The sequence below is a fragment of the Pseudomonas putida genome (genome assembly GCA_041071465.1).
Lineage (GTDB): Bacteria > Pseudomonadota > Gammaproteobacteria > Pseudomonadales > Pseudomonadaceae > Aquipseudomonas > Aquipseudomonas putida_P.
Genome location: CP163498.1, coordinates 3,237,906 through 3,262,404, shown reverse-complemented (window position 1 = coordinate 3,262,404; position 24,499 = coordinate 3,237,906). Strand labels below are relative to the sequence as shown.

The 24,499-nt window shown below is 63.2% G+C and carries 23 protein-coding genes and 2 pseudogenes; 11 read left to right on the top strand and 14 right to left on the bottom strand.

Going from position 1 to position 24,499, the window contains the following annotated elements; genetic code table 11:
- Window positions 1-34 precede the first annotated feature (34 nt).
- From raiA to AB5975_15045, 4 genes are read left to right on the top strand one after another with little or no spacing between them, the layout of a single operon-like run.
- Complete coding sequence (raiA, locus tag AB5975_15060; protein ID XDR18019.1) at window positions 35-343, top strand: ribosome-associated translation inhibitor RaiA; 309 nt, start codon at window positions 35-37, stop codon at window positions 341-343.
- A 12-nt stretch (window positions 344-355) separates the two neighbouring features.
- Entirely contained in the window at window positions 356-820 is a 465-nt protein-coding gene (ptsN, locus tag AB5975_15055; GenBank protein XDR18018.1) for a PTS IIA-like nitrogen regulatory protein PtsN, read from the top strand.
- A gap of 2 nt (window positions 821-822) precedes the next feature.
- Window positions 823-1,677, top strand: a complete 855-nt coding sequence (gene rapZ, locus AB5975_15050) for an RNase adapter RapZ (protein ID XDR18017.1) — start codon at window positions 823-825, stop codon at window positions 1,675-1,677.
- Between the two features lie 19 nt (window positions 1,678-1,696).
- Window positions 1,697-1,969, top strand: coding sequence for an HPr family phosphocarrier protein (locus AB5975_15045; GenBank protein ID XDR18016.1), 273 nt, complete (start codon window positions 1,697-1,699; stop codon window positions 1,967-1,969).
- 45 nt (window positions 1,970-2,014) lie between these two features.
- Here AB5975_15045 and AB5975_15040 read toward each other — a convergent pair whose 3' ends face one another.
- From AB5975_15040 to pmbA, 6 genes are all read right to left on the bottom strand, one after another.
- Complete coding sequence (locus AB5975_15040; GenBank protein ID XDR22976.1) at window positions 2,015-2,908, bottom strand: ZIP family metal transporter; 894 nt, start codon at window positions 2,906-2,908, stop codon at window positions 2,015-2,017.
- A gap of 11 nt (window positions 2,909-2,919) precedes the next feature.
- Window positions 2,920-3,531: a superoxide dismutase gene (locus tag AB5975_15035; protein ID XDR18015.1), complete on the bottom strand. Its 612-nt coding sequence runs from the start codon at window positions 3,529-3,531 to the stop codon at window positions 2,920-2,922.
- Window position 3,532: 1 nt separating this feature from the next.
- Entirely contained in the window at window positions 3,533-3,994 is a 462-nt protein-coding gene (locus AB5975_15030; protein ID XDR18014.1) for a hypothetical protein, read from the bottom strand.
- A 28-nt stretch (window positions 3,995-4,022) separates the two neighbouring features.
- Window positions 4,023-5,399, bottom strand: a complete 1,377-nt coding sequence (locus tag AB5975_15025) for a class II fumarate hydratase (GenBank protein XDR18013.1) — start codon at window positions 5,397-5,399, stop codon at window positions 4,023-4,025.
- Window positions 5,392-5,793 carry a FagA protein gene (locus tag AB5975_15020; protein ID XDR18012.1) on the bottom strand — a complete coding sequence of 134 codons (402 nt, stop codon included), beginning with the start codon at window positions 5,791-5,793 and terminating at the stop codon, window positions 5,392-5,394. Before AB5975_15020 ends, AB5975_15025 begins: the two co-directional genes overlap by 8 nt.
- A 128-nt stretch (window positions 5,794-5,921) precedes the next feature.
- Complete coding sequence (gene pmbA, locus AB5975_15015; GenBank protein XDR18011.1) at window positions 5,922-7,268, bottom strand: metalloprotease PmbA; 1,347 nt, start codon at window positions 7,266-7,268, stop codon at window positions 5,922-5,924.
- Between the two features lie 109 nt (window positions 7,269-7,377).
- Between pmbA and yjgA the strand changes: the two genes are divergently transcribed.
- A complete protein-coding gene (gene yjgA, locus AB5975_15010; protein ID XDR18010.1) occupies window positions 7,378-7,899 on the top strand; it encodes a ribosome biogenesis factor YjgA in 522 nt (173 codons plus the stop codon).
- A gap of 57 nt (window positions 7,900-7,956) precedes the next feature.
- On the opposite strand, the gene tldD is transcribed toward yjgA, so the two are convergent.
- From tldD to mreB, 8 genes and pseudogenes are all read right to left on the bottom strand, one after another.
- Window positions 7,957-9,396, bottom strand: a complete 1,440-nt coding sequence (tldD, locus tag AB5975_15005; GenBank protein XDR22975.1) for a metalloprotease TldD — start codon at window positions 9,394-9,396, stop codon at window positions 7,957-7,959.
- Between the two features lie 42 nt (window positions 9,397-9,438).
- A pseudogene (locus AB5975_15000) lies at window positions 9,439-10,251 on the bottom strand (carbon-nitrogen hydrolase family protein).
- 8 nt (window positions 10,252-10,259) lie between these two features.
- Window positions 10,260-14,081: a YhdP family protein gene (locus tag AB5975_14995; GenBank protein XDR18009.1), complete on the bottom strand. Its 3,822-nt coding sequence runs from the start codon at window positions 14,079-14,081 to the stop codon at window positions 10,260-10,262.
- A gap of 82 nt (window positions 14,082-14,163) precedes the next feature.
- Window positions 14,164-15,621, bottom strand: a complete 1,458-nt coding sequence (rng, locus tag AB5975_14990; protein XDR18008.1) for a ribonuclease G — start codon at window positions 15,619-15,621, stop codon at window positions 14,164-14,166.
- A 57-nt stretch (window positions 15,622-15,678) separates the two neighbouring features.
- Entirely contained in the window at window positions 15,679-16,287 is a 609-nt protein-coding gene (locus AB5975_14985) for a nucleoside triphosphate pyrophosphatase (GenBank protein ID XDR18007.1), read from the bottom strand.
- Window positions 16,288-16,319: 32 nt separating this feature from the next.
- The gene (mreD, locus tag AB5975_14980; GenBank protein XDR18006.1) at window positions 16,320-16,808 is read right to left on the bottom strand and encodes a rod shape-determining protein MreD; all 489 of its coding nucleotides are present in this window, start codon (window positions 16,806-16,808) and stop codon (window positions 16,320-16,322) included.
- Window positions 16,808-17,814: pseudogene (gene mreC, locus AB5975_14975) on the bottom strand (rod shape-determining protein MreC). Before mreC ends, mreD begins: the two are co-directional and overlap by 1 nt.
- A 196-nt stretch (window positions 17,815-18,010) precedes the next feature.
- Entirely contained in the window at window positions 18,011-19,048 is a 1,038-nt protein-coding gene (mreB, locus tag AB5975_14970) for a rod shape-determining protein MreB (GenBank protein ID XDR18005.1), read from the bottom strand.
- Between the two features lie 205 nt (window positions 19,049-19,253).
- Here mreB and gatC point away from each other — a divergent pair, with 205 nt between their 5' ends.
- The 6 genes from gatC to AB5975_14940 all read left to right on the top strand — a co-directional run bounded on the left by gatC (window position 19,254) and on the right by AB5975_14940 (window position 24,475).
- Window positions 19,254-19,541, top strand: a complete 288-nt coding sequence (gene gatC, locus AB5975_14965) for an Asp-tRNA(Asn)/Glu-tRNA(Gln) amidotransferase subunit GatC (GenBank protein XDR18004.1) — start codon at window positions 19,254-19,256, stop codon at window positions 19,539-19,541.
- Between the two features lie 15 nt (window positions 19,542-19,556).
- On the top strand, window positions 19,557-21,008 hold the full coding sequence (gene gatA, locus AB5975_14960; protein XDR18003.1) for an Asp-tRNA(Asn)/Glu-tRNA(Gln) amidotransferase subunit GatA: 1,452 nt from the start codon (window positions 19,557-19,559) through the stop codon (window positions 21,006-21,008).
- 11 nt (window positions 21,009-21,019) lie between these two features.
- Window positions 21,020-22,465 carry an Asp-tRNA(Asn)/Glu-tRNA(Gln) amidotransferase subunit GatB gene (gene gatB / locus AB5975_14955; GenBank protein XDR18002.1) on the top strand — a complete coding sequence of 482 codons (1,446 nt, stop codon included), beginning with the start codon at window positions 21,020-21,022 and terminating at the stop codon, window positions 22,463-22,465.
- A gap of 146 nt (window positions 22,466-22,611) precedes the next feature.
- Window positions 22,612-22,986: a septal ring lytic transglycosylase RlpA family protein gene (locus AB5975_14950; protein ID XDR18001.1), complete on the top strand. Its 375-nt coding sequence runs from the start codon at window positions 22,612-22,614 to the stop codon at window positions 22,984-22,986.
- Between the two features lie 60 nt (window positions 22,987-23,046).
- A complete protein-coding gene (locus AB5975_14945) occupies window positions 23,047-24,090 on the top strand; it encodes a calcium/sodium antiporter (protein ID XDR22974.1) in 1,044 nt (347 codons plus the stop codon).
- 10 nt (window positions 24,091-24,100) lie between these two features.
- Window positions 24,101-24,475 carry a carboxymuconolactone decarboxylase family protein gene (locus AB5975_14940; protein XDR18000.1) on the top strand — a complete coding sequence of 125 codons (375 nt, stop codon included), beginning with the start codon at window positions 24,101-24,103 and terminating at the stop codon, window positions 24,473-24,475.
- Window positions 24,476-24,499: the final 24 nt, after the last annotated feature.

Below are 24,499 nucleotides of genomic sequence, written 5' to 3'. Positions count from 1 at the left end.
CTTCTTTATGCACGGGCAACAAAGGAGAAGCTGTATGCAAGTCAATATCAGTGGACAGCATGTAGAAGTCACCCAGCCACTTCGCGATTATGTGCTTGAAAAGCTCGCTCGCGTGGAAAGTCACTTCGACAAGATCACCAACGTGCAGGTCATCATGAAAGTCGAGAAGCTGCAGCAGAAGGTCGAAGCGACCCTGCAGATTCCCGGCGGCGAAGTGGTAGCCAACGCCGAACACGAAGATATGTATGCAGCGATCGACGCCTTGGCCGACAAGCTCGACCGCCAACTGAAAAAACACAAGGAAAAACAGCAAAGCCTGCTGCAAGGTGCAGCTGCCCGCTGATCCCCCTCATCCATGATCCGACTTGAAACCATCCTGACCCCCGGCCGTTCCCTTGTGAACGTGCCGGGCGGCAGCAAGAAGCGCGCCCTGGAAAAGGTCGCCACCGTCATCGCCGATCAAGTGCCAGAACTGGAGATGCAGGACGTCTTCGAAAAACTGGTCGCCCGGGAAAAACTCGGTTCTACCGGTTTCGGCAATGGCATCGCCATTCCGCACTGCCGGCTTGAAGGATGTTCCGCTCCTGTCAGCGCCCTGCTGCACCTTGAAGCACCTATCGATTACGACGCCATCGATGGCGCGCCGGTGGACCTGATGTTCGTCCTCTTGGTGCCCGAAGCCGCTACCGATGCGCATCTGGAACTGCTGCGTCAGATCGCCAGCATGCTCGATCGCAAGGAGGTCCGTGATCGCCTGCGTGCGGCCACCAGCAGTGAGGCCCTGTTCCAGGTTGTCCTGGACGTACAGAACGAGCACTGAACATGCGCCTGATCATTGTCAGCGGCCGGTCCGGCTCCGGCAAGAGCACTGCCCTCGATGTCCTGGAAGACAACGGTTTCTACTGCATCGACAACCTGCCGGCCGGGCTGCTGCCGCAGTTGGCGGAAGACGCACTGATCAACACCGAACTGCTGCAACCGAAGGTTGCCGTGTCGATCGACGCACGCAACCTGCCCAGCCACCTGACGCGCTTCCCCGAATTGCTCGAAGAAGCCCGCGCGCGGAACATCCAGTGCGACGTGCTGTTCCTGGATGCCGACGAAGATATGCTGCTCAAGCGCTTCTCGGAAACCCGCCGCCGCCACCCGCTGACCAACGCCAACCGCTCGCTCGCGGAAGCAATCCGCGTGGAAAGCGATTTGCTGGGGCCGATCGCCGACCTGGCCGACCTGAAAATCGACACCACCAACCTGAACCTGTATCAGCTGCGTGACTCGATCAAGCTGCGCCTGCTCAACCAACCCGAGCCTGGCACTGCGTTCCTGGTCGAGTCGTTCGGCTTCAAGCGCGGCATGCCGGTCGACGCCGACCTGGTGTTCGATGTGCGCTGCCTGCCCAACCCCTACTGGAAGCCCGAGCTGCGAGAGCACTCGGGCCTCGACCAGCCAGTGATCGACTACCTGGCTGCCCAGCCGGATGTCGAAGACATGTACAACGACATTTCGGGCTATCTGCTCAAGTGGTTGCCCCGCTTCGCCGCCAGCAACCGCGCTTATGTCACCATTGCCATCGGCTGCACCGGCGGCCATCACCGTTCGGTGTACATCACCGAGCGCCTTGGCCAACACCTGCAGCAAACCCTGAAAAACGTCCAGGTCCGCCACCGCGACCTCTAGCCCAAGGATCCGCCCCACGATGCCCGCCCGCGAAATCACCATCATCAACAAGTTGGGCCTGCATGCCCGGGCGGCAGCCAAGTTCGTCGGCGTGGCCGGCCGCTTCCCCTGCCAGGTACGGGTTGGACGTGCGCCGGACAAGCTGGTGGATGGCAAGAGCATAATGGCGGTGATGATGCTGGCAGCGGGCAAAGGCACCCAGGTGCACCTGCATACCGAGGGTGAGCAAGACAGCGATGCCATGGACGCGCTGGTCGAACTGATCAACAACTTCTTCGACGAAGGCGAATAAAGCCGGCACACTCCTTGTTGGAGTGCGCGCCAACCTGATGATGAATCAGGACATCGCGGTATCCATCACCATCATCAGACAGAAGCCGATACACAACCCCAGGCTAGCCAGCCGATGGTGGCCATTGCTGCGCGACTCCGGGATGATTTCCTGGGTGACCACTAGCAGCATCGCCCCCGCCGCACAGGCCAAACCCAGCGGCAGCAGGAGTTCGGCAACATTCACCAGCCAGGCACAGATCACTGCGGCCACCGGTTCGACCAGCCCTGACGCAGCGCCTATCAGGAAAGCTTTGAAACGCGGCATGCCCGCCCCGGCCAGCACCAGCGCAATCACCAGCCCCTCAGGCACATCCTGCAACGCAATGCCCATGGCCAGGCTGTCGGCGTCGGCCATGCCGCCACCGGCCGACACTCCAATCGCCATGCCTTCAGGGATGTTGTGCGCAATGATGGCAATGACAAACAGCCAGATACGTGCAGCAATCACCGGCTGATTGTCGGGGCCAACCAGCGCTTCTGGCGAGGCGCCAGACACCTTGAGGTCGACCAGAAACAGGCACAGCGCACCGAACAACAAGCCGAAGCTGATCAGGCCACCCGCGCCCCAAGGGCTGAACCCGATGGACTGGGCGGCATCCAACCCCGGAATGATCAGGGAAAACGCGGTGGCTGCCAGCATCACACCGGCGCCGAAACCCAGCAGCGTGTCGGCCAGCGCCACTGGCATGTTGCGAATGACCAGTACCGGTACTGCGCCCAGTGCAGTGCCCAGCGCACATAGCGCACCGCCCTCAAGGGCGCGAAGCATGCGCGGCTCCAGGTCCAGCCAGGCGAGGCCACGCGCTACCAGCAGCGCGGTGCCAGCCAGCAACAGCAAGGTCCCAAGCGCCAGGCGGAACAGGCGCACACTGCTGACAGACATCACCTCAGAGCGCATACCGGTTCGACTCACTTCAGGGCTTCGAGGTAACGGCGCTCCACTTGCGCCCAGTCAATGACGTTGTAGAAGGCGCCGATGTATTCCGGACGACGGTTCTGGTACTTGAGGTAATACGCGTGCTCCCACACGTCCAGGCCGAGGATTGGCGTATTGCCGTGCATCAACGGGCTGTCTTGGTTGCCACTGCTCTCTACCACCAGGGTTTTCTGCGGTGTCACGCTTAGCCAGGCCCAGCCGCTGCCGAAGCGCGTCAGCGCAGCCTTGGTGAAAGCCTCCTTGAAAGCCTCGAAGCCGCCCAGTTGCGCGGTGACAGCTTGCGCCAGCTGGCCCACAGGCTCACCGCCACCCTGTGGCGACATGACGGTCCAGAACAGGCTGTGGTTGGCGTGGCCGCCGCCGTGGTTGGTCACTGCGCCACGCAGGTTTTCCGGAAGTTGCTTGACGGCGCCAACCAGCTTCTCAACCGGCCATTCGGCCCACTCGGTACCTTCGATAGCGGCGTTGAGACCATTCACGTAGGTCTGATGATGCTTGGTGTGGTGGATTTCCATGGTCTGGGCGTCGATGTGCGGCTCCAGCGCGTCATAGGCGTATGGCAATGCAGGCAGGGTATGTGGCATGTCAGTGAATTCCGTAGGCATGGGTTCTGGGTGCCAGGTCCCGCTGGGCAGCGAGCTCGCTGGCCCCGGCGCTGTGGCGACTTAGCAGGCGCTCGGTACGCGGGTACTGGCCGTACTCGGCGATGAAACTCAGCAGTTCGGTGTAGGTGCGCCCGCTGTGGCGCAAGGCCGCATCACGCAGCGCCTGCGGCAGGCGCGTCTCCTGGCTGGCCTGCAGCAGCCGCTGGTGAGCGGCGCACAAGTAGTCGGCGCTTTCCTGCGGCTGGTTCAGGCGCAGGTGCAAGTCGGCCAGGTTATGGTGGGCGATGACGAAAGCGGCCACCGCTTCGTCGACGTCATGCCAGCGCTCGAACAGCACCTGGGCCAGCGCCAGGGCTTGCAGGTAGTGTTCCCGGGCGTCGACCAGCTCGCCTTGATCGAACAGGCGGTTGGCGGTTTCCGTGGTGCGTTTCCAGTGCTGCATGGCAAATCTCCTTGGCGGTGACGCAGGGTCAGATTCCGCCGGCGGTGAGTTTTTCCGGGTCCAGCAGTGCTTCGAGCTGGTCACGCGACAAATCGGTGTGCTCCAGCGCCACATCGATGATCGGGCGACCTTGCTTGTACGCGGTCTTGGCGATTTCGGCGGCCTTGAGGTAGCCGATGATCGGGTTCAGCGCAGTGACCAGGATCGGGTTGCGCGCCAGGGCTTCCTTGAGCTTGCCCTCGTTGACCTTGAAGGTGGCGATGGCCTTGTCGGCCAGCAAGCGGCTGACGTTGGCCATCAGCTCGATGCTTTCCAGCAGGTTGCGGGCGATCACCGGCAGCATCACGTTCAGCTCGAAGTTACCGGACTGCCCCGCGATGGCGATGGTGGCGTCGTTGCCGATCACCTGGGCGGCGACCATGGCAGTGGCCTCCGGGATCACCGGGTTGACCTTGCCCGGCATGATCGAAGAGCCAGGCTGCAGGCCTTGCAGCTCGATTTCGCCCAGGCCGGCCAGCGGGCCGGAGTTCATCCAGCGCAGGTCGTTGGCAATTTTCATCAGTGCCACAGCGGTAGTCTTGAGCTGGCCAGACAGGGCCACGGCGGTATCCTGCGAACCGATCAGGGCAAACAGGTTTTGCCCTGGGGTGAACTCGACTTGGGTCAGGCCACTGAGTTGGCGGGCAAACACGCCAGCGAACCGGGGGTGGGCATTGATGCCGGTACCCACGGCGGTGCCGCCCTGGGCCAGCGCCTGCAGGCTCGGCAAGGTGGCTTCGAGGTGTGCCTTGGCGCCGTTGATCTGTGCCGCCCAGCCATCCAGCACCTGGCTCATGCGCACCGGCATGGCGTCCATCAGGTGGGTGCGGCCCGTTTTCACATACTGATGCACTTGCGCCGACTTGGCCTCGATCACCTGTACCAGGTGCGCCAAGGCTGGCAGCAACTGTTCGTGCAGGGCCAGCGCGGCACTGACGTGGATAGTGGTCGGGATGATGTCATTGCTGCTCTGGCCACAGTTGACGTGATCATTGGCATTGACTGCCTCACCCAGTACGCGGCTGGCCAAGGTCGCGATCACTTCGTTGGCGTTCATGTTCGAGCTGGTGCCGGAGCCGGTCTGGAACACATCGACCGGGAAATGCTGGATGAAGTCTTCGGCCAACAGTTGCTCGACAGCCTTGACGATGGCTTGGCCCTGCGCGGCGGACAGTTGTTCCAGCTCGATGTTGGCCTTGGCCGCGGCTGCCTTGGCCAGCAGCAGAGCACGAATGAACTGGGCCGGCATGCGCTGGCCGCTGATCGGGAAGTTGTCGACCGCGCGTTGGGTCTGGGCGCCGTACAGGGCCTGGGCAGGCACCTGCAGTTCACCCATGCTGTCACGCTCGATACGGGTATCACTCATCATAAAATCCTTGCATCAGTTCATCGGGAGAAATCGACGGCAGCAGGCGGCAATTGGCCAACTGCAGGGCGTAGGGTTGCCAGCGCTGGTTCTGCTCCTGGCGGTCGAGGTTGCGCAGGTCCAGCAGCGGTCGCCAGGCCTGGTCCAGGCACTGGCAGCGCCAATGCCAGGGCAGCATGCGGTCGCAGGCGGTATCCAGCAGCAGGCGGAAGGAGGTCAGTGCCACCGTCCATGACGAGGTTTGCGTACAGCACACCAGGTAGCGGCCTTCGGCCAGGTAATGCTCGATCAGCCGTGGCTCGTCAGGCTCGAGCGCACAGCGAATGCGCCGGCTGAGCCAGCGCCAGTTTTCCAGGTAGGGCAGTTCGCGGAGGACGGGTTTCATGAACATCATCGCCGGGTGACTGGATAATGATATTCATTATTAAGTGATAAATAGAATCACTTCAAGTATCCGTTAGTGAAAGAAAAACCCGGCACGATGGCCGGGTCTTCGATTTCACTGCATGTTTCTGGCGGCAATTAGCTACCCGCGACGGTCATCCGCTCGATCAGCACCGACCCGGTATGGATATTGCTGCGCGTTTCAAGATCGTTACCGATCGCGACAATTTGCTGGAACATGTCTTTCATATTGCCGGCGATGGTCACTTCTTGAACCGCGTGCTGGATCTCGCCATTTTCGACCCAGAAGCCAGCTGCACCACGGGAATAATCCCCCGTCACCATGTTCAGCCCATGCCCCATCAGCTCGGTCACCAGCAGGCCGCGGCCCATACGGCGAATCAACGCGGCCTGGTCTTCGACGCCGTGGGTGACGAACAGGTTGTGCACACCACCGGAGTTGGCCGTGCTTGGCAAGCCCAGCTTGCGCCCGGAATAGGTGCCCAGCAGGTACGACACCAGCTCGCCTTTGTCGACGAACGGCTTGGCGTAGGTGGCCAGGCCATCACCGTCGAACGCGGCGCTACCCAACGCGCGCGGAATGTGCGGGCGCTCGTCGAGGGTAAGCCAGGAAGGGAACAGGCGCTGGCCAATGGTACCTTCGAGGAAGGACGACTTGCGGTACAGGTTGCCGCCGGAAATAGCCGACAGGAAGCTGCCGAACAGGCCACCGGCCAGTTCGGCCGAAAACAGCACCGGCACCTCGCAAGTGGGAACCGGCCGGGCACCCAGTCGGCTGGCAGCACGCTGTGCAGCGCGAACGCCAATGCTGCGCGGGTCGGCCAGCAAGTTGCCCCGACGGTTCACGTCGTACCAGTAGTCACGCTGCATCTGCCCTTCGCCTTCGGCGATCATCACGCAGCTCAGGCTGTGCCGGGTCGAGGCGTACCCACCGATGAAGCCATGGCTGTTGCCATACACGCGGCAGCCCTGGTGGGTATTGAGGGTGGTGCCATCGGCGTTGAGGATGCGCGGGTCGGCATCAAACGCCGCCGCCTCGCAGGCCAGGGCCATTTCGATGGCCTTTTCGGGTTCGATATCCCAATCGTGGTACAGGTCCAGATCAGGAATTTCACGGGCCATCAGCGCCGCGTCGGCCAAGCCCGAACATTCGTCTTCGGAAGTATGCTTGGCAATGGCCAGGGCAGCGGCAACGGTTTCGCGGATCGCGTCCGGGCCACTGGCCGAAGTGCTGGCCGAGCCTTTGCGCTGGCCAACATAAAGGGTGATACCAAAGCCCTGGTCGCGGTTGAATTCGACCGTCTCGACTTCACGCTGGCGTACCGTGGTGGACAAGCCCTGCTCCAGCGAAACTGCCACTTCGCAGGCACTGGCCCCTTGGCGGCGCGCCTCGGCGATGATCGCCTCGACCTGCTCCTGCAATGCTGGCAGGTCTTTCGGACCTACGCTCTGGACTGCACTCATGGTTCTCTCCACTCAAATTCTGCGTACGGCTTGGGGTCATTCTACGACCGGGCCGGACAAGCGGCCCCCGACTGGTTATCATGGCGACGATTTCTAGCGGACTGCCACCATGGTTGATTCAAACAACGACGCCTTCGACGGCGAAAAAAGCAAAACCCAGATCAAGCGCGAACTGCATGAGCTGGTCGAACTCGGTGAGCGCCTTACCACGCTCAAAGCCGATACCCTGGCCCGCCTGCCGTTGACCGACGAGCTGCGCAAGGCCCTGGCCGAGGCCAGCAAGCACACCGCTCATGGTGCCCGTAAACGCCACATGTCGTTTGTCGGCAAGCTCATGCGCGTGCAGGACCTCGATGCCATCCACGCCCTGCTCGAGCAGATGGACAGCTCGAGCCGCCAGTACAACGAGCGTTTCCACAGCCTGGAGCGCTGGCGCGACCGGCTGATCGACGGCAACGACGAGGACCTCGAGCGCTTCGTCAACGAGTACCCCGACACCGACCGCCAGCAGCTGCGCTCACTGGTGCGCCATGCCCAGCACGAAAAGGCCCGGAACAAGCCGCCAGCCGCCGCGCGCAAGGTATTCAAGTACATCCGCGACCTCGACGAGTTGCAGCGCGGGTTGCGCTGACATACGGGACCGATGTGGCAGCGAGCATGCCCGCTGCCACATCGGTCCCCGCAGCCATCACGCCCCGGTACCGCCCACGGTAATCGCATCCAGCTTCAAAGTCGGCTGCCCGACCCCCACTGGCACCGACTGCCCGTCCTTGCCGCATGTCCCTACCCCGCTGTCCAGCGCCAGGTCGTTACCGACCATCGACACACGGCTCATCGCCTCCGGCCCATTGCCGATCAGGGTCGCGCCCTTCACCGGGGCGGTAATCTTGCCGTCTTCGATCAGGTAGGCCTCACTGGTCGAGAACACGAACTTGCCGCTGGTGATGTCCACCTGGCCACCACCGAGGTTGGCGCAGTAGATACCCTTCTTCACCGACGCAATGATTTCCTGCGGGTCGCTTTCGCCGGCTCGCATGTAGGTGTTGGTCATGCGTGGCATCGGCAGGTGCGCATAGGATTCACGGCGGCCGTTGCCGGTCACCGCCATGCCCATCAGACGCGCGTTCAGCTTGTCCTGCATGTAGCCCTTGAGTACGCCGTTCTCGATCAGCGTGGTGCATTCGGTCGGGGTGCCTTCGTCATCCACGCTCAGCGATCCACGGCGGCCTTCCAGGGTGCCATCGTCCACGATGGTGCACAGGCTCGACGCCACTTTCTCGCCGATGCGGCCACTGAATGCCGAACTCCCCTTGCGGTTGAAGTCGCCCTCCAGGCCATGGCCGACCGCCTCGTGCAACAGCACGCCCGACCAGCCCGAACCCAACACCACCGGCAAGGTACCGGCCGGCGCCGGGATGGCCTCCAGGTTCACCAAGGCCTGGCGCAGCGCCTCGCGGGCATACCCCATCACCCGCTCTTCGGTGAAGAAACGGTAATCGGTACGCCCGCCACCGCCCTGCCCACCGCGCTCGCGACGGCCGTTCTGCTCGACGATGACGCTGACGTTGAAGCGCACCAGGGGGCGCACGTCGGCGGCCAGGCTGCCATCGGCCGCCGCGATCAGGATGCGCTCCCAGACTCCGGCCATGCTCACGCTGACTTGCTGAATGCGGGGGTCCAAGGCGCGGGTAGCGGCATCGACACGCTTGAGCAGCTCGACCTTTTCGGCACGGCTGAGCACGTCCAGCGGGTTGTCCGCGGCATACAGGGCAGTCACCTCCTGGCTGCGGAAGGCCTGCACCGTGCCGTTCTGCCCAGCGCGGGAAATCGAACGGGCCGCACGGGCTGCCGAAGTCAGTGCTTCGAGGTTGATGGCATTGCTGTAGGCGAAACCGGTTTTTTCATCGGATTGGGCACGCACGCCCACGCCTTGGTCGAGGTTGAAACTGCCCTCTTTGACGATGCCGTCTTCCAGCGCCCAGGTTTCCGAGATCTGGCCCTGGAAATACAGGTCGGCGGCGTCGATGCCGGGGCCGGCCAACTCACCCAGTACGCTCTGCAGGCTGTCCAGGGTCAAGCCGCCTGGGGCCAGGAGCTGCTCACTGACGGTGGATAACATCTGGCTCATAGTCACTCCGAGGTGTGCGCAGGCCGCAACGCGCCCTGCGAAAAAAAAGCGCCGGTGCGAAACCACCGGCATGCGCGCCCGAATGGACGCTTGTTCTTCAATGTCGCGCTCGGCAAGCAGTACCGCTTCGCCTTGCGCCTGTTCTGCGACGATGCGCCCCCAAGGGTCGACGATCGCCGCATGGCCATGGGTTTCCCGTGGGCCTGGGTGGGTGCCTCCCTGCGCCGCAGCCAGCAGGTAGCACTGGGTTTCGATGGCCCGGGCGCGCACCAGCACCTCCCAATGTGCCGCGCCGGTCACGGCGGTAAAAGCAGCCGGCGCAGTGATCAGCTCCGCGCCGGCAGCACGCAATGCGCTGTACAGTTCGGGGAAACGCAAGTCGTAGCACACGCTAAGCCCCAGCCGCCCGACGGGCGTGTCGGCCACCACCACTTGGTCGCCATGGGCGTAGTCGTCCGATTCACGGTAGCGGCCGCGATTATCGGCAACGTCCACGTCGAACAAGTGCAGCTTGTCATAACGCGCCACCACCTCGCCGTGTTCATCGATCAGCAGCGAGCAGGCATGGGCCTTGGACTCAGGCCGGCCGACCGGTGGCAAAGGCAAGGTACCGGCAACAATCCATAACTTGAGGTCGCGGGCGGTGCGTTTCAACCATGGCAGAATCGGCCCATCACCCAAGGCTTCGGCACGGCCAATGGCTGCGGCGTCCTTGCGGCCCATGGCGGCGAAGTTTTCCGGCAGTACCGCCAGCCGTGCGCCGCCCAACGCTGCCTGCTCCAGCAGGGCACCGGCACGCTGCAGGTTGGCCAGCACGTCATCCTGGCTGACCATCTGGATTACCGCTGCCTTCATGGGTACTCCTAGCGGGATTTCTCGAAAGGTTTCACAAATGTGATTCTAGGCTCTTTCCACGGGCCTTCGACACGGTAGTGAACGCTGGCAAAGCGCGACACACGATCACCGATCAGTCGATCGACCAGGAACAGCGCCCCGCCCACAGCGGGTGCGCCGACGATCAGCGCCGCCAGCGGCAGATTATTGGTCACCGGCAGGCTCACCTGCAGGTTGGCATCCACCCGGTCGCGCACCATGTCCAGCGTGCCATCCAGCTCGAAGTTGCTCGATGGGCCGGTCACGGTGATCGGTTCGCGGGTCACGTACACGCCGCTACTGGCTACCAGCAAACCCTTGACCCGGTCATAGGCCAGGCCCTTGTCGAACAGGTCGGAGAAGTCCAGACGCAGGCGCCGGCCAATCGAGTTGAAGTTGAGCAGGCCGAACACCCGCAGTGCCTGGGCGCTGCCTTCAACCTCGACGAATTGGCCCGTACGCAGCGCCGCATCCATGCTGCCCGAAAAACGCGTCAGGCTCACCGCGGCAGGCGAACCCGGCCAGCGGCCATCTACATCCAGGCGGAAGTCGCGGCTGGTCACGGTGGGAGCGAAGCCCCAGGCCTTGAGCACATCCGCCAGGTTCTTGCCGTCCAGACGCCCTTTGTACCAGCTGCTGGTTTTGCCGGTTTCACCTTCCCAGCCGCCACCGCCATCGATGCGCAAGCCTTTGAAGTCAAGGTCGATGTCGCTGGCGGTAACGCCACGCGCAGTCGGCCGCAGCTTGATCGAGGCGCTGCCGAACAGGTCGTCACCGCGGTAGAGCTTGTCGATGCTCAGGTCCAGCGCCGGCACCTTGCGCGGATCGAACGAGGCCAGCGGGTCCGGGCCTTCTTCAGCCTGCTGCTCTGCGGCGCTGGCGGCAGGCAGGCGCAAGGTCTGCATGCGCACGACCATTGGCGCGCCCTTGGCATCCGGTACGCGGGCGTTGCCGATGACTTCCTTGCTATCGAGGCGCAAATCCCAGGCCGGGCCGCCTCGAGCCAGCCGCACTACAGCCTGATTCAGGTCCATGCCGAAGGCTTTCAACTGGCCGATGCTCAGGTCGACGCTTTGCAGGTTCTGCCGCGCACTGCCACCGGGGTCGTCACCGGCCAGGCGGGCCGCCTGTTCTTGCCAGGGAGCCAGGTCCAGCGCCTCCAAACGCCCGCGCACCCTCAGGCCTTGGCTGGCAGGTAGCTGGGCGTCACCGGTACCCAACAGTAGCTCGCCACGGCCCTGTGCCAGCTTGTCGGCCGGTGCGGCATAGGCAAAACGTGCAAGGTCGGTATAGGAGGCATCGAAGCGCCGCTCCGGGCCTTGCAGGTTCATGCTGAAGCGGCTGTCGCGGGTATCCGCCGCTGCTTTGCCGAACGGCGCTGGCAGGTCGATCGCCAGGCCCTTGAGGCTGGAGGTGACGCTCAGGCTGTTTTCCCGGCTGCCCAGGCTTAGCTGCAACTGGTACGGCAGGTCGCCGGACGCCGGCAAGGACGGGGTGAACTGCAGCCAGTCGGTCAACGCTTTGAGCGATACCTGGCCATTGGCATTGATACGGGTCTGCATCTGCCCCGCTTGGCCTTCAGCGGAGATTTGCGCCGTCACTGGCTTGCCGAAGGCCTGCAAGCTGATGCCCTTGCCACTCAGGCCCTTGTCGAAGTCGAAGCTGAAGTCACCCTTCAGGCGGTTCAATTCCAGGCTCGGCGGGGCGACTTTCAGCCGCGCATCGCTGGTGGCGAAGTCCACCTGCACTTTCGGCCGCTGCCCATGGGCCAGCGGGATGTCGAGTTTGACCTTGCCCTTCAGTGGCCCCTCACCTTCCCAGCCGGCGAAAATCTCACCGGTGCCGATTGGTGCTTCCTTGAGGATTTTCAGGCCATCGCCCAGGCTGCCGTCGAAATCGCCATCCAGGTAAAGGTGGCTGTGCTGATCACCCTCGACATGCGGAATATCGACCTGTACATCGCTGACTTTGGTGTCGAGCAACACACCGCGCTGGGCCTTGATGCGCACGCCGCTGTCCTCGATGAACACATCGCCATCCACATGCTGCACCTGCGGCCAACCGGGCTGGAAATCCAGGGCCGCGTCATGCACCTTGAAGAACAGGCTGATACTGCGTGCCTCTGGCACCGCGCCATGATTCAACGACCCCTGGTACTGGAAGTAACCTTCATCCACCGCGCCTTTGACGATGGCGCTGCGCAGCCACTCGTCGAGCGCCGGGCTAAGCACTTCAGGCAGGTATTTGGCGGTATAGCGACCATCGCCCTCGGTCAGGCCGACGCGCAGGTCCATGTAATCCTCGCGGCCTTCCTCGAACAATAGGCGGATCAGGAAGTCACCGGCGATCTTGCCTTCTTCGCCCAGCACCTTGAGGTACGGCGCGATCAGGGTGAAACCGTCTTTGTCCAAGGCCCAGGTCAGCTGTGCATTGGCCTTCTGGTAGTGCCAGGGTTTGGCGAAGATCGGGTACAGATGCAGCATGAACGCATCGGTATCCAGGCGCAGCTCGCCGTGGCCCAGGTCACCACTGATGCTGCCACTGACGTTACCGGCGGCTGGCGCACTGTGATAAGCCTCAAAACCCACCTTCTCCAGGTTGGCGGCGAACTGCAAGCGCTGATCACCCTCGGCCTTGGGCCTGGCCTCGAGGCGCACATTGCGCAGCGCACCGGTCACCTTCAAGCCATTTACCACGTCCATGACGTTGTCTGGCAGCGGTGCCAAGGCATCGATCAACGGGGTCAGCGGCGTGAGGTCGAGACGATCAGCCTGTACCTGCCAGCTTTCATCGGCAGCACTCTGGCCAGGGCGCTGCTGCAACTGCAGGTGCGACTCCCAGCGACGCTTGCCGATGTCCATGGCCAACGAGTCGACCACCACATCGAAGCCCTGCTCGCGACGCTGGAACCAGGCGCCCAAGGCCAGGTTATCAAGCTTGGCGGCCTTTCGTCCGGCATAGGCGCCTTGTAGCTCAGGCGCATTGAGCCGTACTACGGCCTGCTGCAGCTGCCCTTTGCCCCAGTCGACCCAGAACTCACCACCTGCGCGCAGGGTGTCAGCTTGCCACTGTCCCAGCAGACTTGGCGGCAGCCAGTGCGACCAGTCACTTTGCGGCAGGCTCAGATAAGCTTCGACCTCGCCATCGCGCCAGGCCTTGGCCGACATACGGCTGTGCAGGGTGAGTGCCAGAGGCTGGCCGTCAGGCAAGGTCGCCCGCAGGTCCACCGCCTGGCGTGCTGGGCCGGCCTGCAGGCCAGCGCTCACATAAGTCAGGGTAAGCGGGTCGCGCTGCCAGGGGTGCAGGGTGACCTGGCTGTCGAATACATCGACGCGGCCTAGCTGGCGCAGGCGCTGCAACAGGTCGGCCGGGTCCAATGGCGCATCGTCCTTCTTGGGTAGGCCTTCGAGGTCCCAGACGCCCTGCTCGTTCTCACGCAGGATCAACTGCAAGCCGCCCAACTGGATGCGTGCCAGGCGCACTTCGCGGGCGGTGAGGCTGGCCCAGACGTCGGGCACCACCATCACGTCATCCAGGCGCAGCGCGGTGGCGCCTTCGCCCAATTGCAGGTCGCGCACCCGCAGCACCGGTGCCAGCCCGCTCCAACGGCCTTCCAAGGCACCCACATGTACAGGGAGGCCCAGCGCCTGCTCGGCCTTGCGCTCTACATCGGCGCGGTACTCGGCGACCAGCGGCACCAGTTCGCGGCCGAGGCTGACATACAGCGCCACCAAAACCGCCAACAGGGCGCATACGCCCAGCCCCCAGCGGGTCAGGGCGACAAGAACGCGGGTCAGACGTCCCATGGCCATGGCCCTCCAAGTCGTTTATCCATGATGGCCCGTAGTGCCGGTTTTGCCAGCCAGACCATCCAGCTGCGTGTTCGAGAAGACCTCAGAGCAGCACCACGTCGTATTGTTCCTGCGAATACATCGACTCGACCTGGAAGCGAATGGTTCGGCCGATGAAGGCTTCCAGTTCCGCCACGTTGCCCGATTCTTCATCCAGCAGGCGATCGACCACCTTCTGGTTGGCCAGCACACGGTAACCCTCGGCCTGATAGGCACGGGCCTCGCGCAGGATCTCGCGGAAGATTTCGTAACAGATGGTCTCGGGAGTCTTCAGCTTGCCGCGCCCCTGGCAGGCCAGGCACGGCTCGCACAGCACCTGCTCCAGGCTTTCCCGCGTACGCTTGCGGGTCATCTGCACCAGGCCCAGCTCGGTGATGCCGATGATGTTGGTCTTGGCGTGGTCGCGCTCCAGCTGCTTTTCCAGGGTACGCAGCACCTGACGCTGGTGCTCTTCGTCTTCCATGTCGATGAAGTCGATGATGATGATGCCGCCAATGTTGCGCAGGCGCAGTTGCCGGGCGATGGCGGTGGCGGCTTCGAGGTTGGTCTTGAAGATGGTTTCTTCGAGGTTGCGATGGCCCACGAACGCCCCGGTGTTGACGTCGATGGTGGTCATCGCTTCGGCCGGGTCGACCACCAGGTAGCCGCCGGACTTCAGCGGCACCTTGCGTTCCAGGGCACGCTGGATCTCGTCTTCGACGCCGTACAGGTCAAAGATAGGCCGCTCGCCTGGGTAGTGTTCGAGGCGGTCGGCGATTTCCGGCATCAGCTCGCCGACGAACTGCGTGGTTTTCTGGAAGGTTTCCCGCGAGTCGATGCGGATCTTTTCGATCTTCGGGTTGACCAGGTCACGCAGGGTACGCAGGGCCAGGCCCAGGTCTTCGTAGATGACCGTGGGTGCGCCGCAGGTCTTGATCTGGGTGCCAATCTGCTCCCACAGGCGGCGCAGGTAGCGGATGTCCTGCAAGATTTCTTCGGCACGCGCGCCCTCGGCTGCGGTGCGCAGGATGAACCCTCCGGCATCCTTGATGTTCTCGCTGTCCATGCAATCGCTGACCACCTGCTTGAGGCGCTCGCGCTCGGCTTCGTCCTCGATTTTCAGCGAAATACCGACATGGCTGCTGCGCGGCATGTACACCAGGTAGCGCGACGGGATCGACAGCTGAGTGGTCAGGCGTGCACCCTTGGTGCCGATCGGGTCCTTGGTCACCTGCACCACAAGGGCCTGGCCTTCGTGTACCAGTGCGGTGATGTTCTCTACCGCCGAACCTTCGCGCTGGGAAATTTCCGAGGCATGGATGAACGCTGCGCGCTCCAGGCCGATGTCGACGAAGGCCGCCTGCATGCCCGGCAGCACGCGTACCACCTTGCCCTTGTAGATATTGCCGACGATGCCACGGCGCTGGGTGCGCTCGACGTGCACTTCCTGCAGCACCCCGTTTTCCACCACCGCCACACGTGACTCCATCGGCGTGATGTTGATCAGGATCTCTTCACTCATGGCAGGCTCTCGTCAAAGGTCTTTTGTAATGATGGATGGCGTATGCACTGCTGGCTACTACGGGTTTGTTACCTCTGGCGTATGCACGGGCGCTTGCCAGCAGGCGATGCCGAACTGGCCAAGCACGTCGGCCGTTTCACTGAGCGGCAAGCCAACCACCGCCGAGTAGCTGCCGGAAAGGTCGGTGACGAACACCGCGCCCAGGCCCTGGATGGCGTAGCCGCCAGCCTTGTCCGCTGGCTCGCCGCTGGCCCAGTAGCGCTGCGCTTCACCGGCGCTGATAGCGCGAAAACGTACTGTGCTGGTGACGCAAAAACTGTGCACGCGCTGGCCATCATCGAGGGCGACAGCGGTCAGCACCTGATGCTCACGGCCTGAAAGGTCTGCCAGCATGGCCAAGGCATCTTCGCGGTTTTCCGGCTTGCCGAGAATACGACCATCGAGCACCACGGCAGTGTCTGCGCCGAGCACTACAGCGGGGCCATCGACACTGGCCAGGCCGGCCGCAGCCTTGGCCCGAGCCAGGCGTTCGACGTAGGCCGGTGCGCTTTCGTTGGCTAGCGGGGTTTCATCGATGGGGGCGCTGATGACGCTGAACGGCACACCGATCTGGGTCAGCAGTTCACGACGACGGGGCGAGCCGGAGGCCAGGTATAGCGGGTTCATGCAGACATCTCCCTGTCAGTGGCGCGTCGCCGTCAATTGATATGCAAACGTCGGCGCAAATCGCGCAGGGCGAAACTGATCCACGGCCAGAGCAAGGCACTGATCACCGCCGACCAGACTAGCGCCAGGGTAGGCAGGCGATTGCCGGTCAGTGCGCTGAGCCATAGCTGAATCAGCTGGGCGATGCCGAAGATCACCAGGATGACCAGGCTTTGCTGCCACATGGGGAACATGCGCAGGCGTTGCTGCAGGGACAGCACCAGGAAGGTGATGAGGGTAAGGATCAGCGCGTTCTGCCCCAGCAGGGTGCCATACAGCACATCCTCGGCCAGGCCCAGCAAAAACGCGGTGGTCATGCCGACCTTGTTCGGCACGGCGAGGGTCCAGAACGACACCAGCAATGCCAGCCACATGGGCCGGAACACTTCCATGAACTGCGGCATGGGCGAAACGCTGAGCAGCAAGCCGATGGCGAACGTCAGCCAGATGACCCAGCCATTGTTGCGGCGTGATGCAGCCATCATTGCCTCCGGGTGTGAGCGGGTGCGGCCGGCGTGACAGGTGCAGCAGCTGGGGCTGCTGACTGCGCGGGCGGTGTAGCCGGCGCTGCCGGGGTGGCTGGCACGGCAGGTGCAGCCTGCTCGCCGGTAGCGGCCGGCTGGCCAGCAGGCGCGTTGCCCTTGCGGTCGGCCTCTTCCTGGGCAATGGCGGCATCGGTGGCACGCTGCTCCGGGCTACGCCGATCACTGAACACCAGCAGCATATAGCGGCTGCGGTTGAGCGCGGCGGTGGGGATGGCACGGACAATGGCAAATGGCTGGCCGGAGTCGTGGATCACTTCGTTGACCGTAGCCACCGGGTAACCGGCCGGGAAGCGCTGCCCCATGCCGGAACTGACCAGCAGGTCGCCTTCCTTGATGTCGGCGGTGTCGGCCACATGGCGCAACTCCAGGCGCTCCGGGTTGCCGGTGCCGCTGGCGATGGCACGCAGGCCGTTGCGGTTGACCTGCACCGGAATGCTGTGGGTGGTATCGGTCAGCAACAGCACCCGCGAGGTGTAGGGCATCAACTCGACCACTTGGCCCATCAGGCCACGGGCATCGAGCACTGGCTGGCCCAGGAACACACCATCACGCTCCCCCTTGTTGATCAGGATGCGGTGGGTGAACGGGTTGGGTCCACACCGATGAGCTCGGCCACTTCGACCTTTTCGTTGACCAGGGCCGAGGAATCGAGCAGCTCGCGCAGCCGCACGTTCTGCTCGGTCAGGGCCGCCAGCTTCTGCAGGCGCCCCTGCAGCAGCAGGGCTTCGGTCTTGAGCTTCTCGTTTTCGGCTATCAGCTCGGTGCGGCTGCCGAACTGGCCGGCCACACCTTGCCAGGCACGCTGCGGCAAGTCGGTGATCCAGTACGATTCCATCAGCACCAGGCCCATCTGGCTGCGCACGGGCTTGAGCACGTCGAAGCGCGCGTCGACAACCATCAACGCGACCGACATCACCACCAGAACGAGCAGGCGAACGCCCAGCGAAGGGCCCTTGGAGAAAAGCGGTTTAATGGGCCGTTCCTCGTGGACGACTCAGGAGGTCATTGGACATGGGACAACGCACCAGCCTGGTTGCGGGTTGACGGATACGGCGCCCCAAACGGGCGCCAGCCCAGCACATACAGGTAGCACTGTGCGTACTACCTGTAAACCGGGCGCTCGTGAACAGCGAGTGGGATCACTCGCTGGAGAGCAAGTCCATCGCGTGCTTGTCCATCATCTCCAGGGCGCGACCGCCGCCACGGGCGACACAGGTCAGCGGGTCCTCGGCGACGATCACCGGCAGGCCGGTTTCCTGGGCCAGCAGTTTGTCGAGGTCACGCAGCAGCGCACCACCACCGGTCAGCACCAGACCACGCTCGGCGATGTCCGAAGCCAGCTCCGGCGGCGATTGCTCGAGGGCGCTCTTGACCGCTTGGACGATGGTCGCCAGCGACTCTTGCAGCGCTTCGAGCACTTCGTTGGAGTTCAGGGTGAAGGCACGCGGTACGCCTTCGGCCAGGTTGCGGCCGCGAACGTCGACTTCACGTACTTCGCCACCGGGGTAGGCCGTACCGATTTCCTGCTTGATACGCTCGGCGGTGGATTCGCCGATCAGGCTGCCGTAGTTGCGGCGCACGTAGGTGACGATGGCTTCGTCGAAGCGATCGCCGCCAACGCGCACGGATTCGGCATAGACCACGCCGTTCAGCGAGATCAGGGCGATTTCGGTGGTACCGCCACCGATATCGACGACCATCGATCCGCGAGCCTCTTCGACCGGCAGGCCGGCACCGATGGCAGCAGCCATCGGCTCTTCGATCAGGAACACTTCACGGGCACCGGCACCCAAAGCCGACTCGCGGATGGCGCGGCGCTCGACCTGGGTCGACTTGCACGGCACGCAGATCAGCACGCGTGGGCTTGGCTGCAGGAAGCTGTTCTCGTGAACCTTGTTGATAAAATATTGCAACATTTTTTCGCACACGCTGAAGTCGGCGATGACGCCGTCCTTCATCGGACGAATGGCAGCAATGTTGCCAGGCGTACGGCCCAGCATGCGTTTGGCTTCGGTACCGACGGCGACGACGCTTTTCTGGTTGCCATGGGTACGGATGGCAACAACCGAGGGCTCATTCAGGACGATACCGCGCTCACGCACGTAAATAAGGGTGTTGGCAGTACCCAGGTCGATGGAAAGATCGCTGGAAAACATGCCACGCAGTTTCTTGAACATGGGAAAGTGACCCTGGGGAAAGCGTGGGTAAAAAAGTGCGGCAAACTCTAACAATGGCAGGGATTTTGGGCAAGGAGCCAATATGTTAAATTGGCTGTTTTTCCGAGCACGCCAGCAGAATTTCGCGGCCGTTAGACCGCCAGAAAGCTGACATGTTCCTCACTACGGACCTAAATTCCGTTCTTTGTTTCCCTTGGAGATCCTCATGGCGCTTGAACGCTGCGACGTGGAAAAGATCGCCCATCTGGCCCGCCTGGGCCTCAATGATGGCGAACTGCCACGCATTACCGACGCCCTGAACAGCATTCTCGGCCTTGTAGACCAGATGCAAGCGGTCGACACCACTGGCATCGAGCCACTGGCCCACCCGCTGGAGGCCAGCCAGCGCCTGCGCCCTGACCAGGTCACCGAAAGCAACCAGCGCGACGCCTACCAGGCGATCGCACCGTCGACCGAAAGCGGTCTGTACCTGGTTCCCAAAGTCATCGAGTAAGGGATAGAACCTGCCATGCATCAATTTACCCTGGCCGAGATCGCCCGCGGACTCGCCGACAAATCGTTTTCTTCCGAAGAGCTGACCCGCGCGCTGCTGGCGCGCATCAAACAGCTCGACCCGCAGATCAACAGCTTCATCAGCGTCACCGAAGACCTGGCCCTGGGCCAGGCACGTGCCGCCGACGCCCGTCGCGCCGCTGGCGAAACCGGCGCGCTGCTGGGGGCGCCGATCGCCCACAAAGACCTGTTCTGCACCAACGGCGTACGCACCAGCTGCGGCTCGAAGATGCTCGACAACTTCAAGGCGCCGTATGACGCCACCGTGGTCGCCAAGCTGGCCGAAGCCGGCATGGTCACCCTGGGCAAGACCAACATGGACGAATTCGCCATGGGTTCGGCCAACGAATCCAGCCACTACGGCGCGGTGAAGAACCCGTGGAACCTCGAGCACGTACCCGGCGGCTCGTCCGGTGGCTCGGCCGCTGCAGTGGCCGCGCGCCTGCTGCCCGCCACCACCGGTACCGACACCGGCGGCTCGATCCGCCAGCCAGCTGCACTGACCAACCTCACCGGCCTCAAGCCGACGTACGGTCGTGTGTCGCGCTGGGGCATGATCGCCTACGCCTCCAGCCTCGACCAGGGCGGCCCGCTGGCCCGCACCGCCGAGGACTGCGCCCTGCTGCTGCAAGGCATGGCCGGTTTCGACGCCAAGGACTCCACCAGCATCGAAGAGCCAGTGCCGGACTACAGCGCCAACCTGAACGCTTCGCTGCAGGGCCTGCGCATCGGCCTGCCGAAAGAGTACTTTGGCGCAGGCCTCGACCCACGCATCGCCGAACTGGTCCAGGCCAGCGTCAAGGAGCTGGAAAAGCTCGGTGCGGTGGTCAAGGAAATCAGCCTGCCGAACATGCAGCACGCCATCCCGGCCTACTACGTGATCGCCCCGGCTGAAGCCTCTTCCAACCTGTCGCGCTTCGACGGCGTGCGCTTCGGCTACCGCTGCGAAGAGCCCAAAGACCTCACCGACCTGTACAAGCGTTCCCGCGGCGAAGGCTTCGGCGTTGAAGTACAGCGCCGCATCATGGTCGGCACCTACGCGCTGTCGGCGGGCTACTACGACGCCTACTACGTGAAGGCGCAGCAAATCCGCCGCCTGATCAAGAACGACTTCATGGCCGCCTTCAACGATGTCGACCTGATCCTCGGCCCGACCACGCCAAACCCGGCCTGGAAGCTCGGCGCCAAGAGCAGCGACCCGGTCGCCGCCTACCTGGAAGACGTCTACACCATCACCGCCAACCTGGCGGGCCTGCCGGGCCTGTCGATGCCCGCTGGCTTCGTCGACGGCCTGCCAGTCGGCGTGCAACTGCTGGCGCCGTACTTCCAGGAAGGCCGCTTGCTCAACGTCGCGCACCGCTACCAGCAAGTGACCGACTGGCACACCCGCGCCCCCAACGGCTTCTGAGGAATTCACACATGCAATGGGAAGTTGTGATCGGGCTGGAAATCCACACTCAGCTCGCCACCCAGTCGAAGATTTTCTCCGGCAGCGCCACCACCTTTGGCTCCGAGCCGAACACCCAGGCCAGCCTGGTTGACCTGGGCATGCCCGGTGTACTGCCGGTGCTGAACCAGGAAGCCGTGCGCATGGCGTGCATGTTCGGCCTGGCCATCGACGCCGAAATCGGCAAGCGCAACGTGTTCGCGCGCAAGAACTACTTCTACCCGGACCTGCCCAAGGGCTACCAGATCAGCCAGATGGACCTGCCGATCGTCGGCAAGGGCCACCTGGACATCGCCCTGGAAGACGGCACCATCAAGCGCATCGGCGTAACCCGTGCGCACCTGGAAGAAGACGCCGGCAAGAGCCTGCACGAAGACTTCAGCGGCTCCACCGGCATCGACTTGAACCGTGCCGGCACGCCACTGCTGGAAATCGTCTCCGAGCCTGACATGCGCAGCGCCAAGGAAGCCGTGGCTTACGTCAAGGCGATCCACGCGCTGGTACGTTACCTGGGCATCTGCGATGGCAACATGGCCGAAGGTTCGCTGCGTTGCGACTGCAACGTGTCGATCCGCCCGAAAGGCCAGACCGAGTTCGGCACCCGCTGCGAGATCAAGAACGTCAACTCGTTCCGCTTCATCGAGCGCGCGATCAACAGCGAAATCCAACGCCAGATCGACTTGATCGAAGACGGCGGCAAGGTGGTGCAGGAAACCCGCCTGTACGACCCGAACAAAGACGAAACCCGCTCCATGCGCAGCAAGGAGGAAGCCAACGACTATCGCTACTTCCCCGACCCGGACCTGCTGCCGGTGGTGATCGAGGACAGCTTCCTCGACACCATTCGCGCCGGCCTGCCAGAGCTGCCGCCACAGAAAGTCGAGCGTTTCCAGAGCCAGTACGGCCTGTCGGCATACGACGCCAACGTGTTGGCCTCCAGCCGCGAACAGGCAGATTACTTCGAAGAGGTAGTGAAGATCGGTGGCGACGCCAAGCTGGCGGCCAACTGGGTCATGGTCGAACTGGGCAGCCTGCTGAACAAGCTGGGTGTCGAAATCGACCAGGCGCCGGTCAGCGCCGCGCAACTGGGCGGCATGCTGCTGCGCATTCGCGACAACACCATCAGCGGCAAAATCGCCAAGACCGTGTTCGAGGCCATGGCCGCCGGTGAAGGCGATGCCGACAGCATCATCGACAGCAAGGGCCTGAAACAGGTTACCGACACCGGTGCGATCGACAAGATGCTCGACGAAATGCTGGCAGCCAATGCCGAGCAGGTCGAACAGTACCGCGCAGCCGATGAGGCCAAACGCGGCAAGATGTTCGGCTTCTTCGTCGGCCAGGCCATGAAAGCTTCCAAAGGCAAGGCCAACCCGGGGCAGGTGAACCAATTGCTCAAAGCCAAGCTCGAAGGGTGATTGTTTTACCCCCGTAATGCTGCGAGGGCTTTGCCCTCGTTCGCGGCAACAGCCGCTTCCAAAGCTACGGCGACGCGCCCAAGGGCTGCGCCGTAGCTTTGGAAGCGGCTGTTGCCGCGAATGGCCGCGCTAGGAGAGCACCTGACTTGCTAAAACGATCCCTCGGCACACTGGCCCTCTTCTCCTTCCTGGCCGGCTGCGCCAGCCACGACATCGACCCACGCGGTTACGACCAGACGGGCACCGCTTCCTATTACGGCTCGCGCCACCACGGCAAACGCACCGCCAGCGGCGAACCATTCAACCAGCACGGCCTTACCGCCGCCCACCGCAGCCTGCCTTTCGGTACCCGCGTACTGGTCACCAACATGGCCAACCAGCGCAGCGTGGTGGTACGCATCAACGACCGAGGCCCGCACACCCGTGGCCGATTGATCGACTTGTCTCGCGCCGCAGCAGAAAAAATCGGCATGCTCCGTAGCGGAACAGCGCGCGTGCGAGTACAAGGGCTTAGCGACTGACGCGACAGGAGTCCGACCATTTTCGACCTGGCCACCCTTCCCACCTTTAGCCTGCTGCAACTGGGCATTGCCCTGCTGTTGCTGATCGGCGGCGCCGAGCTACTGGTGCGCGCCGCGTTGCGCCTGGCACAGCGCCTGCACGTGCGCCCACTGATCATCGGCCTGAGCCTGGTGGCGTTCGGCAGTACCGCGCCACAATTGACCGTGAGCCTGCAGGCTGCCTACCAGGGAGCACCCGATGTGGCGGTCGGCAGCGTGGTCGGCAGCAACATCTTCAACATCCTGGTCATTCTTGGCCTGGCCGCGCTGATCATCCCGCTGCGCGTGTCACGCCAACTGGTGCGCCTGGACATTCCGTTGATGATCATCGCCAGCGGGCTGGTGTACGCATTGTCCACCAACGGTCACCTGGGCCGAGTGGAAGGGGCACTGCTACTGCTGGGCCTGGCTGGTTACCTGGCAATGCTCTGGCACCAGTCCCGCCACTATGCACGCACTTACCCCGCCCCGGATGCTGCCAGGTCCAGCGCCGGGCGCTTCTGGTCAGGCACGCTGCTGCAGGTGTTGGTCGGCCTTGGCCTGCTGAGCCTGGCGGGCCACTTACTGCTGGAAGCCGCCGTCGAAGTGGCTACCGACCTGGGCCTGTCCGAGCGCATCATCGGCCTGACAGTCGTCGCCGTCTGCACCTCCCTGCCGGAGCTGGCCGCAGCGCTGATTGCCGCCCTGCGTGGCGAACGGGAGATTGCCGTGGGCACGGTCATCGGCAGCAACCTGTTCAACCTGCTGGCCGTGCTGGGCCTGACCGCGCTGATCGCCCCAGAACCGCTGTCGATCTCGCCCAACGCGCTGTCTTTCGACTTGCCTGTAATGCTCGGCGTTGCCCTATTGAGCCTGCCAGTGTTCTATTCCGGCTACCGCATCACCCGCGCCGAAGGCCTGGTGTTTCTTTGCCTGTACCTGGTCTATGGCCTGCATGTGGCAGCCTTTACCATGGGCATGCCGCTGGCCGGCCGCCTGGAACGATTGATGCTGTTCTATGTACTGCCGGTGCTCGCCATGGTGTTGCTGTACACCACCGTACGTGCCTGGCGCCGCCAACACTAAGGAAAACAACATGGCTGATAGCAACAAGACCGGCGAGCAAATTCGCCGTCAGGTAATGGGCGATGCATTCGTCGATCGCGCACTGGGCAATGCCACCGACTTCACCCAGCCGCTGCAGGACTTCGTCAATGAACATGCCTGGGGCAGTGTGTGGGCGCGTGACGGATTACCTCTGAAGACTCGCAGCCTGATTACCTTGGCCACGCTGACGGCACTGAAGTGCCCGCAGGAGCTCAAGGGGCATGTGCGCGGGGCGTTGAACAATGGCTGTACGGTCGAGGAAATCCGCGAGGCGTTGCTGCATTGTGCAGTGTATGCGGGCGTGCCGGCGGCGATTGATGCCTTCAGGGCCGCGCAGGAAGTGATCGACAGCTACCAAGGCTGACGCAGCCTTTTCCAGTACCAGCCT

Bases quoted from the DNA above. Each gene is read 5' to 3' on its own strand.
- raiA (XDR18019.1), top strand. From the start codon at position 35: ATGCAAGTCAATATCAGTGGACAGCATGTAGAAGTCACCCAGCCACTT.
- ptsN (XDR18018.1), top strand. From the start codon at position 356: ATGATCCGACTTGAAACCATCCTGACCCCCGGCCGTTCCCTTGTGAAC.
- rapZ (XDR18017.1), top strand. From the start codon at position 823: ATGCGCCTGATCATTGTCAGCGGCCGGTCCGGCTCCGGCAAGAGCACT.
- AB5975_15045 (XDR18016.1), top strand. From the start codon at position 1,697: ATGCCCGCCCGCGAAATCACCATCATCAACAAGTTGGGCCTGCATGCC.
- AB5975_15040 (XDR22976.1), bottom strand. From the start codon at position 2,908: ATGCGCTCTGAGGTGATGTCTGTCAGCAGTGTGCGCCTGTTCCGCCTG.
- AB5975_15035 (XDR18015.1), bottom strand. From the start codon at position 3,531: ATGCCACATACCCTGCCTGCATTGCCATACGCCTATGACGCGCTGGAG.
- AB5975_15030 (XDR18014.1), bottom strand. From the start codon at position 3,994: ATGCAGCACTGGAAACGCACCACGGAAACCGCCAACCGCCTGTTCGAT.
- AB5975_15025 (XDR18013.1), bottom strand. From the start codon at position 5,399: ATGAGTGATACCCGTATCGAGCGTGACAGCATGGGTGAACTGCAGGTG.
- AB5975_15020 (XDR18012.1), bottom strand. From the start codon at position 5,793: ATGATGTTCATGAAACCCGTCCTCCGCGAACTGCCCTACCTGGAAAAC.
- pmbA (XDR18011.1), bottom strand. From the start codon at position 7,268: ATGAGTGCAGTCCAGAGCGTAGGTCCGAAAGACCTGCCAGCATTGCAG.
- yjgA (XDR18010.1), top strand. From the start codon at position 7,378: ATGGTTGATTCAAACAACGACGCCTTCGACGGCGAAAAAAGCAAAACC.
- tldD (XDR22975.1), bottom strand. From the start codon at position 9,396: ATGAGCCAGATGTTATCCACCGTCAGTGAGCAGCTCCTGGCCCCAGGC.
- AB5975_14995 (XDR18009.1), bottom strand. From the start codon at position 14,081: ATGGCCATGGGACGTCTGACCCGCGTTCTTGTCGCCCTGACCCGCTGG.
- rng (XDR18008.1), bottom strand. From the start codon at position 15,621: ATGAGTGAAGAGATCCTGATCAACATCACGCCGATGGAGTCACGTGTG.
- AB5975_14985 (XDR18007.1), bottom strand. From the start codon at position 16,287: ATGAACCCGCTATACCTGGCCTCCGGCTCGCCCCGTCGTCGTGAACTG.
- mreD (XDR18006.1), bottom strand. From the start codon at position 16,808: ATGGCTGCATCACGCCGCAACAATGGCTGGGTCATCTGGCTGACGTTC.
- mreB (XDR18005.1), bottom strand. From the start codon at position 19,048: ATGTTCAAGAAACTGCGTGGCATGTTTTCCAGCGATCTTTCCATCGAC.
- gatC (XDR18004.1), top strand. From the start codon at position 19,254: ATGGCGCTTGAACGCTGCGACGTGGAAAAGATCGCCCATCTGGCCCGC.
- gatA (XDR18003.1), top strand. From the start codon at position 19,557: ATGCATCAATTTACCCTGGCCGAGATCGCCCGCGGACTCGCCGACAAA.
- gatB (XDR18002.1), top strand. From the start codon at position 21,020: ATGCAATGGGAAGTTGTGATCGGGCTGGAAATCCACACTCAGCTCGCC.
- AB5975_14940 (XDR18000.1), top strand. From the start codon at position 24,101: ATGGCTGATAGCAACAAGACCGGCGAGCAAATTCGCCGTCAGGTAATG.